The sequence below is a fragment of the Endozoicomonas sp. ISHI1 genome, assembly GCF_024606225.1.
In the GTDB taxonomy this organism is placed as follows: domain Bacteria; phylum Pseudomonadota; class Gammaproteobacteria; order Pseudomonadales; family Endozoicomonadaceae; genus Endozoicomonas_A.
Genome location: NZ_JAGRPU010000070.1, coordinates 1 through 15,232 on the forward strand (window position 1 = coordinate 1; position 15,232 = coordinate 15,232).

Genomic DNA, 15,232 nt, shown 5'->3' on the forward strand with positions numbered 1-15,232 from the left:
CACCCATTCTGACCCGACTGGAAATTGATTCAAATGAATGGCTCAAAACCATGAGATATAATAACCGCTTCTATCGGGCAGTGGGCAGGCTGGAAGCCATGAAAACTTTTGCTCAGGAAGCGGGGCAACAATGGGTACAGGGGTTGTTTATCTGTAGTCGTTTATTTCATGGCGTAAGCTGATTGCCCGACTTTTCTATTGTTATTTGTTTCTCCTGTTATATGGGGAGCTTTGCTGTTTCTGACTTTTCCCATTTTGAGTGATTCACTTGTTGTTTGTTATGACGAACGATTATTTTGAGTGGCTGTCAGAGTTTGATGGGCTATTGGGCTCGTGGATTATGGGCCGTGTTTTATATGGATGTCTTATTTTTTCTATTTGTGTGTGGATGTCCTATTTTTTCATTTTTTTCTATTTTTTTCTATTTTTTTCTATTTTTTTCTATTTTCTCTATCCTATTTTTCCTTTTGTTTTTCTCTGTTTTTCTCTCTTTCGTTTTTCTTTCATTATATGGATGTCCTACTATGTACCCTCTTTCATTATATGGATGTCCTACTATGTACTCTACTATGTACTATGTACCCTATGTACTATGTATTCCTATGTATCCTATATGGATGTCCTATGTACCCTTGGATGTCCTATGTACCCTCTATGTACTCTCTATGTACTCTATGTACTATGTATCCTATGTATCTATCCTATGTATCTTCCAGCAAAAGGAGTATCAAAACGAAGCGTAAAAAGGCTGGGTGGAGCAATAAATATCTTGCTCAGCTACTGAGGTCGTTCATTGTAGGGCTAAATTAGAATGATTATTCTGGTCCGTAAGCTCTCGTAGACCAGCTGGATAGCAGCGGAGCAGATTTATTTTTCCTGCCCGGGACGGTTTATATCCAGCAAATCAATATTCAATTTCATCCACTGCAGAGTAGCAGCCAGGTTCACGGTATGGCAGATTCCATCATTGAGGGTTAACAAGCCACGGGTTTCATCAATTACCTGGTTCACCTCTTTTTGGCGTTCTTCAGAAAATCTCTCCAGCAAACGTTTCAGATTCAGCTGTCCCTGGGTCAGATATGCAAACCTCAGAGGAAACTGACGCAACTGGTACAATTTAACCAAATCTGGTTCCAACCCCGCTTTCTGCCAGGTTTGGAGTGCCATAAGAATCATGGAGTCCAGTTTATGCTTATCAATGACAGGTTTGTCTACTGTCTCGATAAAGTCCTTACTTTCCCCATTGATTAACAATCGTCCCAGTTGTTCGTCCCCTAAATAAATTGTCTGCAAAAAAAACTCCAACATATTGTCTTTAGTGAGGGGTTCTTTGTCCACATAATAACCGTTACGAGCCAACATGGGGGATTCCAGCAATGTTACCAGATCGTGCAACGCGAACGACTCACAGCCAACGCCACTGGCTTGACGACCAGGCAGAAAGAAAAACCGGGAATCAGTAAAGTCGTGATATTTTATCGCCAGTGTTATCGCTAAACCGACAAAATGCGACAGGGGCGAATAAAGTTGTTCTTTTTTGTAGCGCTTAAAAGCGCTCAGACTATCAACAAAAAAAAACCGATAATGCCCTTTGCTATTTCTCCTGATAGAAAAAACATTAACGTGACCTGTTGTATCCTGAAAAATATAGTTTTTTGGCTCTTCTGTTGCCATTAATGGCAGTTGCGTTATAAATAACGCAACCAACTGGCGAAGACACTGTTGTATACCAAGATAAGTATGCATAAGCCTTAAAATATTCGAATTAGCGGCATCCAGAAGTCTGTCAACTAACTCGTAGTTGGGCAGCTCTTCAGGCAAATCAAGCTGAGGAAGCACTGCTTTGGCAAATATTCTGATTAAATTTGCTGGCAATTTCTTAAACCCGGGATGTTTAATTAAAACATGGGTCATTTCACCTTCTTCCAGCTTTTCGGGAAAATAAAGCTTGAGGAGACTAAGAACCCCCTGCCAACGGTATTCTGCGCTCTCCAGATAACCTTTCTCTGCTAAAATATCGGGGTTTTCCCTATACAATGCTTTCAATTCTGCATAAAAGTCATCAATGTTGTTTTTCTGATCCATCGTTTTCAATGACTTTTCAGCAGCCTTAAGTATTTCTTTCAGTTTTTCAAGGTGCCTGGCATGACTCTCATTGTTTCCGGAAGCCGATGCTGACGCTGCCCCGGAGTCTGATGAACCTGAAGAGTCAGAACTACTTTGCCCTTTAGTCATTTGTTTTTTACTTTGTCGCTTTTGCTGCGGTGGTGGAGATTTACCGTCGGTTTTAGATTGTTCCTTGTTTTCGTTGCCATAACGGTTTAATTCGAATGGATAGCCAGTAAACACAGCTCCTTTATCTGGTTGTAGCCCTCCCCCTTCAGAGACAGGTAAACTGATTATCGAACTTTTTTTCCCCTTCTGTAACAGCAGTAGTGGAACAATCCCGGACTTGGGTAGACGAACGGGATCAGGTAAAAAAGAGGAAAAAATCGCATCGGCATCATTGCCAGAGACCAATGATGAAGCGAAAGGAATTACAGCCTGACTGTCGACCGAAAAAAGGATGATGGCCAAAATAAAAACACAAGACATATTCTTCATAGTGAAAAACTGAACTTCTATTAGGGATGTAGCATAGGAATACTAGACAAAAAACTCATATTTAACTGATTTTGAGGTAATTTTTTTGGTTCACTGTTGAGCACGAGTTCACAATAAACGACTGTATATTAAGGGCGCCATATATGAAACATTCGACGTATTTTCAGAACTGACTGAAGTTCGATCAGATAATTTGGATGTGAATGTTGATTTCGTGCTCGGGAATCTGACATCAATTTATCGCCTGTTTCAGATGATTCACCGCAGGGTCGTAATCTGGAACGACTCGATTATGCTAAAACTGATACTTACTTGTAGGCAAAGAATATAACTAGTATTTATATGAGAACATATTCCAGACGTATTGCAGCAATAACAATCATGGTAAGTGCCACCTTTGCTGCCACAACTTCAGCCATAAAAGTGTATAAGAAAGAAGGAAGAATCCTGGTGTTAAGAAATGTACCAATAAGTCAGGTATTTACTCCTCAGGTAACGATTGAAGGAAATCAGCGATCTGGAAAAACTCATCGTGACCAGACGATGGTCAGTTATCCAGTGACTCACAAAGCGAATTCAAATTCACGCTGTTCAAAAACTCTCCGGCAATGATTGTCAGTTCATTGGTTTTCAGTACCAGAGCGTTGCTGAGATTGTGTGCTTGCCGCAAGTAAGCATCTTCAACCGTCTTTTGGAACCGGGAAGAGCTATCAATGAGAGTCATCATGGCATACAGCTCTCTTGGTGAGGATGGACTGTGAGCGCCATGGTACTCTCTTTTCTTATTATTTGCCCCGATGGCAGCATCAGCCCAACAATACTTTAAGCATCCGCCTTTCGAGTTTGCCAATCTATACAGGTAATAACTGAAGGCCTGCTGAATCGCTTGAGTGCATTTGTTTTTTAAATCACTCTCCAGTCTACGCTCCTCATCAGACGGTTTGAGGCGCTCCAGAGTAGTGCTGTACCTGTTTTCAATCTCAAGCCGTTTTTTCTTATATTCACTTTTTTCACTTCGATATCGCTCATCAAGAGACACGGGGTGTCTGTAATCGCTATTATCATGTGCTTTGTTCAGTGCTTTCATTTCATGATCAAATTGTTTTTTCATCTGCTCATATTGATTGATTTTTTCAAAAAGCGGCTTCAGGTCGTCCGGTCTGTTTGCAATAATTCGTTGTAACAGGGCTTCGACCTTTTCATTTATCACGGTGTCGTCCCAGTATGGATGCCCCATGATAATCACTGGACGGTGGTCCGCCTTGACCGGGCTTGACTGCTCAAACGCGGGATCATGTACCAACATTCGTTCTATATTCGGAATGCCTTCAGGTTCGTCCGTCCAGTATTTTTGTAGAGATAAGCTGGCAATTTTACCTTGAAGGAATGGCGAAACCCCATCATGACTATGAGTAACGAGCGAGGCATACGTTTTCATCGTTTGGAAGCCCTTGTAATAGTTCTGCCATAGGCGATTATTTTTTTCCCCGGCCAATGATTCCTTGTACCACTGTTTCAGACAACGGCTGGCATCAACTTTCAGTTCATCGACGCTTTCCAGACACAACAACAGCTTATGATGTTCAACTTTCTCCTTTCTCTGACTCTGGAAGTCTCCTTCCGGCAATGGATTCAGCCAACCCGATTTCAGGGCTTCACCGGCAAATTGAATAACTGAACATTTGCTTAAGTTACTGCCATTCAGTATTTTCACTATTGAGTTCAACCACTCGTGCGGGGATCCTCCGCCGTGAACAATCATTTTTGAATAGAGTAATTTGAGTTGAGCTGTGGCCTGATCTTCATCACTGTCGAACAATATTTGTTTTACGGCGTCCGACAGCAGATTACGTTTTCGGGCATTTTTATCATATAAATCACCAATCAATGCTTGCTCGGCACAGTCCGATGATTGTATCTCCAGCGACTCTAACATTGAGACGCCCATGGAAAAACTGGCCAAATCTTTTTTCTGCCAAAGTCTCTCAACCATTCTGAAAGGTGTCAGATCGGTTTCTGGCAATGCAGTATTTGTCTCAAGGGCTTTTTTCAGCGCCTCCAGGCTCATCCCCAAGGCGTTAGCCATAGCTTCCTGTTGTGCTAAATCAGCACCTTCCAGGAGATCCCTGATCTTCTTTGACTCAGAGCCAGAACCACCGACCCGCCTGGTGGGCTGGAAGTCAGGCAGGATGTTTGTTTTCTTGACAGGCGCCCCACCCAAATCCACTGGCTTCCAGGTATGGCCTCTATCCAGAGAACACTCTGCAAAAGTGTGATAACGGTTAAGAATTTGCCGACATGGAATCCCGAAATAACGGCAAAGAGCAACAAAAACAGGCACACGATGACGACAGCTCCCCTGCCGCTGTGTTACCAGGAAATGAAAGAAATTTTTATCGCGCTCTGCTGGCATAGCAACACCGGAAAACGCTTGACAAAAGTCCCTGATCGCCTCAATGCGTTGCCTGGTGTTTTTAGCGTTTTTTATTCTCTGCAAAGGTACCCGTACTTCAGATGGTTGCAGGTCAATGCGAGTAAACACTCCGTTCAGTACTGTTTTTATACCTTCTGAACAGCGGACGTCAAAACGTGTTGATTGTGCTGGTCGGACTTTTTCAGCCAGTGTTATTTTGCCCGCTTTTCTGTGTTCTACGACATAAGCAAATTTAATAATCTGGTTGGCTTTGGCCTCTGCAACAGTGATTGTGTGAAGCCCTGTATATCGATCCCTGAACAGGGTAAATGGCAGTTCTGGTTTTATGCGCAGAGCCACGATACGGTCATCAGGCGTCAGGCTGGGCAACGCATATCGACCATTGTCCGATGACCAGTCAAAGGTCGCCAGCGTTTGATCTCTGGCTAATATCACTTCCTGGTCAGATTCTGGTAACCGGTTCGGTATGAGGACTTCAGCCCCCTGCATGTGTCGATCATTAATATCGATCCATTTAATATCACCCTTATCAGACACAAAAATATCCTTTGCCCACCACCGATACATACCGGGAAAATAGTCCTCACTCTTAAAAATTATATACTCGCTAATCTGTGGCTCACTCTCGTTCTCATAGTCCGTTGTCCGATCCAATACCGGAGCCTCTTTCTCGTGCTCTTTCGAATCGTATTTTTCGGGCGCCTTATCATCGTCAATAGTCAACGCCTTGTGAACAGGTTCTGGCTCAGGGTTCTTGCTATGAGCCAACGCTGGCGCTTGTTTCTCCCGGACTTTTGGCATGTCTTGTGTTGTTTCGTTAATAAAATCGTCTACCAGATGCTTCGGCAGATCACTGATCTGATGCCAGAACACGGACCAGCGTTTTACGCCATGGTCTATCCATTCACTTATCCGCCTGTCAGCCTCACGAAGATAAGGCTGGTGAGCAGATAAGCCCAGCGTCAGTGTTTGTTCTGTCGTGAGGGAAAATACGCTATCAGCCTTCAAACCCGTCTGGCCAAACTCACGATTAAACCAGCTTTTCTGCCAGTGTCGGTAAAGTGCCTGAGTGAGTAGATCGTCGGAGTCATAAGGCTTCAGGGGAAGGCCCGATGACTGCCACTTTGCCTGAGCCACGCTCTTGATGATTTCCGTTCTGGCTTCCTTTTCATCCAACTGAGTGTTAACACGGATTTCATGTTTTTTTTCATCAACACTGTTGAGATGACTGCTTCGTACCAACCACGGACGATCAATGTTCGATACCGTTTGATTGAGCCAACGGCAAAGTCCGGAATCAAATTCACTTTTCCCTATGGCAAGAGCCGAAGACTCCTGCAGTTCCTCCAGCGATATATTGGCGGCCATCAGATAAAGCCGGTAGTGCTGATTAAGGCATTGATGAACGGCTTTTTCGCTAAAATCGCCACCTCTGGTGATAGCCCTGGCGATATTCTGTAAATCAAGACTGGTCGGCTGCAGCGGCAGGTTTTTGCGTTGCAGGTAAGCCCTTAAACGACAATGTTTTTCCGTCACCTTTTTAGCGACGAGTTTCCCTTCTGAGGACTCTGGCAACACTTTCCCGGCAATGGTCTGTAATTCCACCCGGTTGTACTGCCGGATGGGCAAATGTCGAAAACGCCCTTTCAGCGCCGGTGATAAGGGTTTTCGCCCGCTGTACTCAGGCGGGTTGATGGTGGCAAACAGATGGAAACCCGGATGGGCGTCACCGGCCAGGATATCGTTTAATTCACCTTCCAGATGCTGGCTGTCGATCAGATTCATTTCTGAAATGACCACGATGCCGCCATGCACTTTGGCCTTTTGGATCGCTTCACACACTTTGTCCCAGGAACAATCGCAGGCATTCAGGAGAGAGACCTCGGGCATGGACTCTTGCCGTTGCTTAGCTCGCTGTTTGGCACTTTCAATCATCAGATTCAGCGTGACATCCTTACCCCGTCCGGCTGGGCCTTCAATCAGTGTCGCCTGACGACCGTCGTGTTTTCTGTGAAGATGATAAGCCTGCTGACAGCGGCTTAAATCCTGTCCAAGCCGTTGCACCAGTTCACTGACTGCCGATCCGGAGGTATCAAAGTCTGGTCGGATTTTTTTGGTGACTGTTCTGAAGGCCTGATGCATATCCTGCAGGGTGTGGTTATAAACTTTGTCGCTCAGGGTGTTGTTTGGGTGGTAACGGGCAGCAAACCAGATTTCCAGTGCTGACAGGGCATCCTGATGGGTTTCGGTGATTTCAGGGCCCAGTACATCCCGGAAACTTTGTTGGACCAAACCGTTCATTTGCTTATGGGTAACAGTGTTGCCTGCGGGCAACGAACGATCCAGGTACCAACCCACCCAACTGCAGATATCCGTTAAATCCCTGGGGGTAAACTCATGCTCTGGCAACAGTTCCTGATAATATTGCCAGAGTACCATCACACTCTTGGTGGCACTCTGTGCAATCGTGTTTATTTCAGAATCAGGCAGATGCCGTTGTAAATGACTGGCCAGCGCCGGTTCCACTACCCTGTCCCGGAGGAAAGTCTGGTCCAAGCGAGCGTAGTAAGCTTTCGACAGTTTCTCTTTCAGGGCCGGGTCCAGTTGGCGCCCGGCGTAATGATCCGGGTTACCAGTGAGAATCACCCGATGTTTTGAGCTGACCTTGACTGGATGACCATTCACATAGATGCAGGGTTCGGGTTCCCATAAGCCGTTCAGTGATGACAGCAATCCTGCCTTGGTGAGGTTGGCTTCATCCAGAACCAGTGTTGTGTATTCTCCGTCTTTGTCAGATTCGCTTTGGGCCCATTCCATCAGCACCCGGTTTTGCTGCAACATAGAGCGGTCGCCATCGGCGTGTGCTTGCCACTGCCAGCGTTTCATCAGAGTCTGTTCGCTGTCAGAAGGTCCAAGGGAAAGCACCGCTGCCTGACCGGAAGCCTTTGCCATTTTGGCGGAAAAGTAACTTTTTCCGGTGCCGGTTTCCCCTTGCAGGAATAGAACGGGAGAGTCTGTAAGCCGGTCATGGAGTCGGGATAATCGACGACTTTCACGATCTTTCTGATTTATCAGGCCGTGATAAAGATCCTGAGCCAGTGCTGACAAAGGCTTATCAGCGGAACCCTGCCATGCCAGTGATTCAGACAGTCTGTCTTTTATACGTTCAATGCCTTCTGCGTCGGAATTTGCTGTTCTGGCAATATGAAAACAATCGGTGGCCAGAGCGTGAATGGCATCGGATCGGGTCTGGCCTGATGGCAAAGGTAACTGCCAGCCAGAAGCCAGTGCATCTTGCAAACGTTTAATCTGTCTTGATGGCCTGATGGTGAACGATTGGCAGGTCTCTGCTGCGGGATCGACTTTCAACTGGCAGGCCATTGCATCTCGTTGTTGTTCAGAGGTATGGGCCACGATCAGGGCACAGAGCCAGTCCAGAACTTCCTCTTCATCCCATTGCGGAGATAAAGTTTGATAGGACCGTTTTGCTTGCTTAAACACCTTCGGGTCAGAGGCTCTGATCAGTGACCACAGGTTTTGCTTCACAAACGCTCTGTCTAAACGTGGGGCACTATTGATGATTTCATTTAACTGATCCGGATCTACACAGGCAGTTTGACCCTCATCGAGCTTTTTATAAGCGTCCGGCAGTAACTGCCAACAAACCACTTTCATAAAATCACGCACTGACGGATTCTGCCGCAAGCCATGGGTGATGACACTATTGATGGCCTTGCGCCAATGGCGGGGCAGGAGCAGGGAGGACTGGTCAACCCGCTGTGCCCGTCGGGCAGCCAGTATCAGGTTATTTAATAACCCTTCGGTTATTTCAGGCAGAGGGTTACACAGGTGAGCAGGTACGGTTTTAAACGCTTCGTAAAGATCATCAAGCGCTTGTTCTGGCAGTTCAGTCCGGGGGATATCATGCTTGTCCGCATTGATATCCCAGAGATCGACCGCAGAACAGGGTTTACCCGTGGCGACCATCGAACTCAATACTGAAGATGGGCTTTCTGAGGACTCAGGCCAGAGCAGTGTGACATGAGCTTGTGGGTAGGCCTGTAATTGACCATTTACCAACATTGGCTGTCCCACAACCAGGGGTTCCAGCAGTTGCTGAAGCGATGGGTTACTCTCAAGTCCCAGGAATACCACTGGCTTGCCAGCCGTTAATGCCTCCTGCAACTGACTCTGACGTCGTCCAAAATACGCCTTTTGCTCGGAGGTGATATGGATGTTATCAAATAGCTGGCAGAAGCGGGTTTGTTCATTGACCTGGATGACCAGAGGTGTTTCCGGCTGATCATTGATCCAATGACTGGCTTGGGCATGTTGCTGGTAAGTGATGGTTCTAAAAACGGCATGATCTCTCATTGAGTGCTCATCGTTTTCTGTCAATCCCAGAGCTTTCGGCTGCTGCCTTGAATGAGCCACCTGTAATTGGAGCTTCAGGCCTGTCGTCTCCCTGATGGTCTTCAGTGAACCCAGTAAGCGAAACCAGAGTGCTTCAGTGAGGGGCGAAGTGACGGTGACTACACCACCCGCCCGAACCTGTTCCAACAGACAGGTGTTAGGCACTGCATGGCCTTCCGGGGCAATGGCAATCGGGCTCAGCCATTCCCTGATGTTACTTTCGTTAATGATGATCGGATTTTTTGGTGCCTGCTCTTCTTTTTTATCACATGAGTGGGACAGGCTTTGGAACAGTGAATGAAGTTCGTTCTTCCCTACCGGCATCTGATAAAACTGAACATTGTCGGGTAACTGACAGACCTTCCCATTGCTCTCAAAGCACTGCTGCGCCAGCATTTGCCGAATTGTCTGTTCGAAGGCCAGATCCTGCCAGTTGGCCCCTTTCAGAATCACCTGTTGTCCGGCCTTCAGTGACTCAAGCCTGCCGGGAAGGTGCTTAATTCGTCCCTGTTTATCTACACCGGGACCGCCCAACAGCAACTGTCGCCAGTTACTGTGCAAGTGGCAGTCAATAAGAACGGTATTGTCGTTATCCATTGCGCTTTCGGCAGCAGGGAGTTCAATCAATATCATATGAACATCGTCGTCCATCGATGGATCATTGTCGGTCTGTGCGTCGAACTGCCAGGTATTGCCCGGTCGATTAATCCGCCGCCAGAAATCAGCACCAGGTGAGTCTTCACGCTGGCCAATCGATGTCAACTGTTCAGGGTCTGCCACGACCAGCAGGGCAACATGCTCGCCCAGGGGGCGCTTCTTCTGGCTGACTTTGTCGTACAGACAGGGGTTGTCCGGGTCCAGCAGGTCGTTAAATTTGGGCAGTTCCTCGCTGGTGAGCTTTCGGATATCCAGCACCAGAGTCAATGGCTGCGAACCTTCAAACAGCTTGCCCGGGCTTAGAGCTTGGTGACCATCACCGGAAATGCTTAACCGGCTCACCAGGTTAGCCTGTGAGAGGTCATCGGGATGGGAAATAAGGGTGACATCCCGGTGTTCATCGCAGGTCCGCGCAATTAAAAGCTGTCGAACCTCATCATCACTGGTGACAAAACGAAAATCGAAAGCATGAGGAGGCTTTTGGAGTGAGGAATCCGTTGAGGATACGGTTCTCTCCCGGTCAGGTGACTTAATCTGAGGTGACGATACATTGAGTTTGGTAATGACATCAGAGCAGATCGCTACATCATTTGCCGATAATTCCAGCTTTGGTTTTTTTAATGGTACGTTAGTATCATAAACGTCACTATCAAGAACCGATTTGTTTATTTCCCCGATCCGACTATCCATAGCCAACCACCCTTTCTAATATCTTTTAAAAGACTGCATTGAAATTGTTTGATAGTTGGATATTAAAATGGAATGAAAGTTCAATTAGGATAGTTGCCCGGAACCATTGAAGGAAATCATTGATCTCGAAAAACTCAACATGACCATACGGTTACCATGTATCCAGAGCGTCACTCATCGAATTCAAGTTCACGGTGCTCAAAAACTCTTCGGCAATTTTTGTCAGCTCATCGGACTTAAGCACCAGGGCGTTACTGGCGTTATGAGCCTGACTTAAGTAAGCATCCTTTACAGTGTCCTGAAGACGGGAAGAACTCTGAATAACACTCATCATGGCATACAGCTCTTCAGGTGAGGATGGATCATGAGCGCCGAAGTGGTTCGGGCGACCCTCAGACCTGATTCGAGCACCGGCCCAACAATACGTTAAGCGTGCGCCTTTCGAGTGTGTCACTTCATACAGGTAATGAATGAAGGCATGCTCAATCGCTTCCATGCATTTGTACTTCAAATGATCCACAGGCGTTTCCTTTTGAAACGGCACATCAAGAAGGGAATCTAGCCTGGACATGTAGTGGCTATTGATATCAGCCATTTTTTGCTGATATTTTTCTTCCTGATCTTTAGATCGCTGGGCACCAGGAGCTACTTTGAATTCTTTACTCAATGCCTGCATAGCTTTAGTGAATTGTTGATTTATTTCCGCTCGTTCATTCATTTGTGTCCATATCAGCTTCAAATTCGGGTTGTTCTCAATTTTTAGTCGAAACAGGGCCTCGGTCTTTTCACTCATCCCTTCGTCGTACCAGCGAGGTTGCCCCAGGATAATCACCGGACGGTAGTTCGCTTTGCCCGAGTTTAACTGTGGGAACGCAGGATGGCGCACCAGCAATCGTTCTATATTCGGAACGCCCTCAGGTTGGTCCGTCCAGGCAATTTGTAAAGATCGTTTGGCAATGAGATTTTCAAGGGTTGTGGAAAACCCATCATGACAATGAGTGACAAACAAGGCATTACTTTCTCTCACTCGGGAGCTTATATAAGTGTGCTGCCATACCTGGCTATTTTTTTCCCGGGACAACAACGCCTTGTACCATTTTTTCATGCAATTAACGGCATTAACCTTCAGTTCATTGATGGCTTCCAGACGCAACAATAACTCATAATGTTCACCGTGATTTACAATTTGACTTTCATAAATCGGCAGTGGATCCAGCCACCCTAATGCCAGGGCTTCACGGGCAAATTGAATAAACGAAGGCTTGGTTAAGTCACTGCTTTCCAGCAGAACATCCACTATTGAACTCAACCACTGGTGTCGGCATGCTCCGGCCTTATCAATCATTTTTGAATGGAGTAACCTGAGTGGCTCAGTGACCTGATCTTCATCGTTTGCATACAATATTTCTCTGACTGCATCAGACATCGGCTTATAGGTCTGTCGACTGTAGCAAGGCATACCGCCGAGATCGTGGTAAGGCATACCACCGAACAATTCCTTCTCGTAATGGCTCAATGCTTCTGCCTCTTGCGACTCGATGATTGAGACGCCCATGGAAAAACCGGCTAAATCTCTCCGTGCCCAAAGACTTCTTACCAGTTCGACAGTATCCAGATTTATTTTTGGCAGTGCGCTGTTTGTCTCAAGGGCTTCGTTCAGTGCCTCAAGCCGTATACCGAGGGCTTCAGCCAGGGCTTCACATTGTGCTGAATCAGCCCTTTTCAGGAGATTCTTAATCTTCTTTAACTCAGTGCCGGAACCGTGGACCTTTCTGGTGAGCTGGAAGTCAGGAACGATTTCTTTTAGCTGCACAGGCTCCCCGCCCAAATCCACTGACTTCCAGTTTTTGCCTTTATCCAAAGAATACTCGGCAAAGCTGTGGTTAGAGTTACTTATTTGCCGACATTGAATCCCGTAATAACGACAAAAAGCAATAAAAACAGGCACACGATGACGGCAGCTACCTTGCCGCTGTGTGACGAGAAATTGAAAGAAATTTTCATTATTCTCTGGTTGGGCCTTACCGGAAAAAGCTTGGCAATAGGCCGTTATCGCCTTAATTCGTTGCGTCGTGCTTCTGGCATTTTTTATTTTCCACAAGGGCATCTGTTCTGCGGGTGGATCCAGGTCATCAATGGCCGCAAGAAGATTCTCTATGACTGTTTTCATACCTTTTGAACAATGGGTGTCAAGATAGGTTGCTCGTTCTGGTCGGGCTTCTTGAACACGTATTTTTCCATCCGGTTGTTTGGGTTCTACGATATAAGTGAATTGAATTTTCTGTTCGGCGTTGGCCTCCGGAATGAACACCGTGTGAAGTCCGGTATATCGGTCCCTGACCAGGGTAAATGCCAGCTCGGGATCTATGCGCAGGGCCACAATATGGTCGTCAGGCTTCAGACTGGGTAATGCAAATTGACCATTTTTTGATGACTGGTTAAAGATCGCCAGCGTCTGATCACTGGTCAATGTCACAGTCTGGTTATGCCCTGGTAACGGGTCTGGTATGAGGATTTCGGCTCCATGAATGTACTGGCTACTAATATTGATCAGTGTGATATCACCCTTGGCAGACACACGAATATCCTCTGCCTGGCAACGATACATATGGGGAGGAGGATCCTGTGTATCAAAAATTTTATACTCGTAAACCAGTGACGTCTCCAGGCCCTCATAGTTCGTTTCCCGGTCCAGTGTCTCTGCCCGATTCTTGTCGACTTTCGGATTGTATTTTTCAGGAGCCTCAGCCCAATGGTTCGGCAAATCAATCATCTGATGCCAAAGCGCAGGACAGGGTTGAACTTTATGGCTGTTCCATGCCTCTATCCGCTGATCAGCCTCGTGAAGATAAGGCAGGGAAGCCGGTAGTCTCAGCGTTTGTTTTTGCTCTTCCGTCAGTGGAAATACACTATCAGCGTCTACGTCCTTCAAGCCAAACTCATGATCAAACCAGCGTTGCTGCCAGTATCGGTAAAGTGCTCTGGTTAGAATATCGTCCGACTGATCCGGCTTCAGGGAAAGACCGGTTGCCTGCCACTTTACATGAGCCACCATTCTGATGATTTCTGTTTTGGCTGCTTCTGTACTCAGCTGAGTCTTAATACGAATTTCATGGCCTTTTTCATCAATACTGTTGCGATCACTTTGTCGTATCAACCACGGACGACAGATACCCGATACCGTTCGGTTGAGCCATTCGCAAAGTCCAGAATCAAGTGATCCTTTACCTATGGCCAGAGCCGGTGACTTTGGCAGTTCCTCCAACGATAGGTCAGCTGCCATCAGATAAAGCCGGTAGTGCTGATTGAGGCATTGATGAAGTCCGTCTTCGGTAAAATCGTTCTTGCTGAGAACCGCTTTGGCGACATTCTGCAAATCAAGGCTGGTGGGCTGAAACGGCAGTTTTTTCTGATGCAGGCATGCTCTCAATTGACAATGTAGCCGAGTCAGCTTTTCAGCCACGACTTTCCCCTGCGGGGTCTCTGGCAATACTTTCTCAGCAATGCTCTGCAACTCTGCCGGGTTATACTGCCGTACTGGTAAATGTCGGAAACGCCCTTTCAGTGCCGGTGATAGCGGTTTGCGTCCGCTGTACTCGGGTGGGTTTGTCGTGGCAAACAAATGGAAACCCGGATGGGCGTCACCGGCCAGAATATCGTTCAACTCACCTTCCAGGTGCTGGCTGTCGATCAGATTCATTTCCGAAATGACCACGATGCCGCCATGCACTTTTGCCGTCTGGATCTTTTCACACAATTTGTCCCAGGAACAATCACAGGCATTCAGGGGAAAGACCTCTGGTGTCGATTCTCCCCGTTCTTCAGCCTGCCGTTTGACAGTTTCAACCACCAGATTCAGCGTGGCATCTTTACCACGCCCGGCGGGGCCTTCAATCAGTGTCGCCTGACGACCGCCGTGTTTCCTGTTGAGATGATAAGCCTGCTGACAACGGCTTAAATCCTGTCCAAGCCGTTGCACCAGCTCAATGACTGCCGATCCGGAGGTATCAAAGTCAGGTCGGGTTTGTTGGGTGAATGTTTTGAAGGCCTGCTGAATATCTTGCAGCGTCCGGGTATGAACTTTGTCGCTCAGGGTGTTGTTCGGTTCGTAACGGGCAGCAAACCAGATTTCCAGCGCTGACAGGGCATCCTGATGAGTGTCGCTGATTTCGGCACCCAGTACATCCCGAAAACTTTGCCGGATCAAACCGTTTATTTGCTTACCGGTAATACTGTCGTTTACGGGTAGGGCACGATCCAGATACCAACCTACCCAACTGCAGATATCCGTCAAATCTCTGGGAGTGAACTCATGCTCTGGCAACAGCTCCTGATAATATTGCCAGAGTGCCATCACACACTCGGTGGCATTGTGTGCAATGTCGTTTATTTGCGGCTCTGGCAAATGCCGTTGTAACTGCCTGACCAGAGCTG

3 protein-coding genes and 1 pseudogene are annotated in these 15,232 nt (G+C 46.9%); 1 reads left to right on the forward strand and 3 read right to left on the reverse strand.

Annotated features, from left to right (window positions below):
* A pseudogene (locus tag KBW69_RS22530) lies at window positions 1-182 on the forward strand (hypothetical protein); the annotation flags it as partial.
* 685 nt (window positions 183-867) lie between these two features.
* Here the strand turns inward: KBW69_RS22530 and KBW69_RS22535 are convergent.
* The 3 genes from KBW69_RS22535 to KBW69_RS22545 all read right to left on the reverse strand — a co-directional run.
* Complete coding sequence (locus KBW69_RS22535) at window positions 868-2,604, reverse strand: hypothetical protein (RefSeq protein WP_257282374.1); 1,737 nt, start codon at window positions 2,602-2,604, stop codon at window positions 868-870.
* Window positions 2,605-3,151: 547 nt separating this feature from the next.
* Window positions 3,152-10,798 carry an AAA family ATPase gene (locus tag KBW69_RS22540; protein ID WP_257282375.1) on the reverse strand — a complete coding sequence of 2,549 codons (7,647 nt, stop codon included), beginning with the start codon at window positions 10,796-10,798 and terminating at the stop codon, window positions 3,152-3,154.
* Window positions 10,799-10,949: 151 nt separating this feature from the next.
* Window positions 10,950-15,232, reverse strand: a 4,283-nt coding sequence (locus KBW69_RS22545) for a transglutaminase domain-containing protein (protein WP_257282376.1), incomplete at its 5' end; no start/stop codon positions are given.

Coding starts and splice junctions, on each gene's coding strand:
- KBW69_RS22535 (WP_257282374.1), bottom strand. CDS start 2,604: ATGAAGAATATGTCTTGTGTTTTTATTTTGGCCATCATCCTTTTTTCG.
- KBW69_RS22540 (WP_257282375.1), bottom strand. CDS start 10,798: ATGGATAGTCGGATCGGGGAAATAAACAAATCGGTTCTTGATAGTGAC.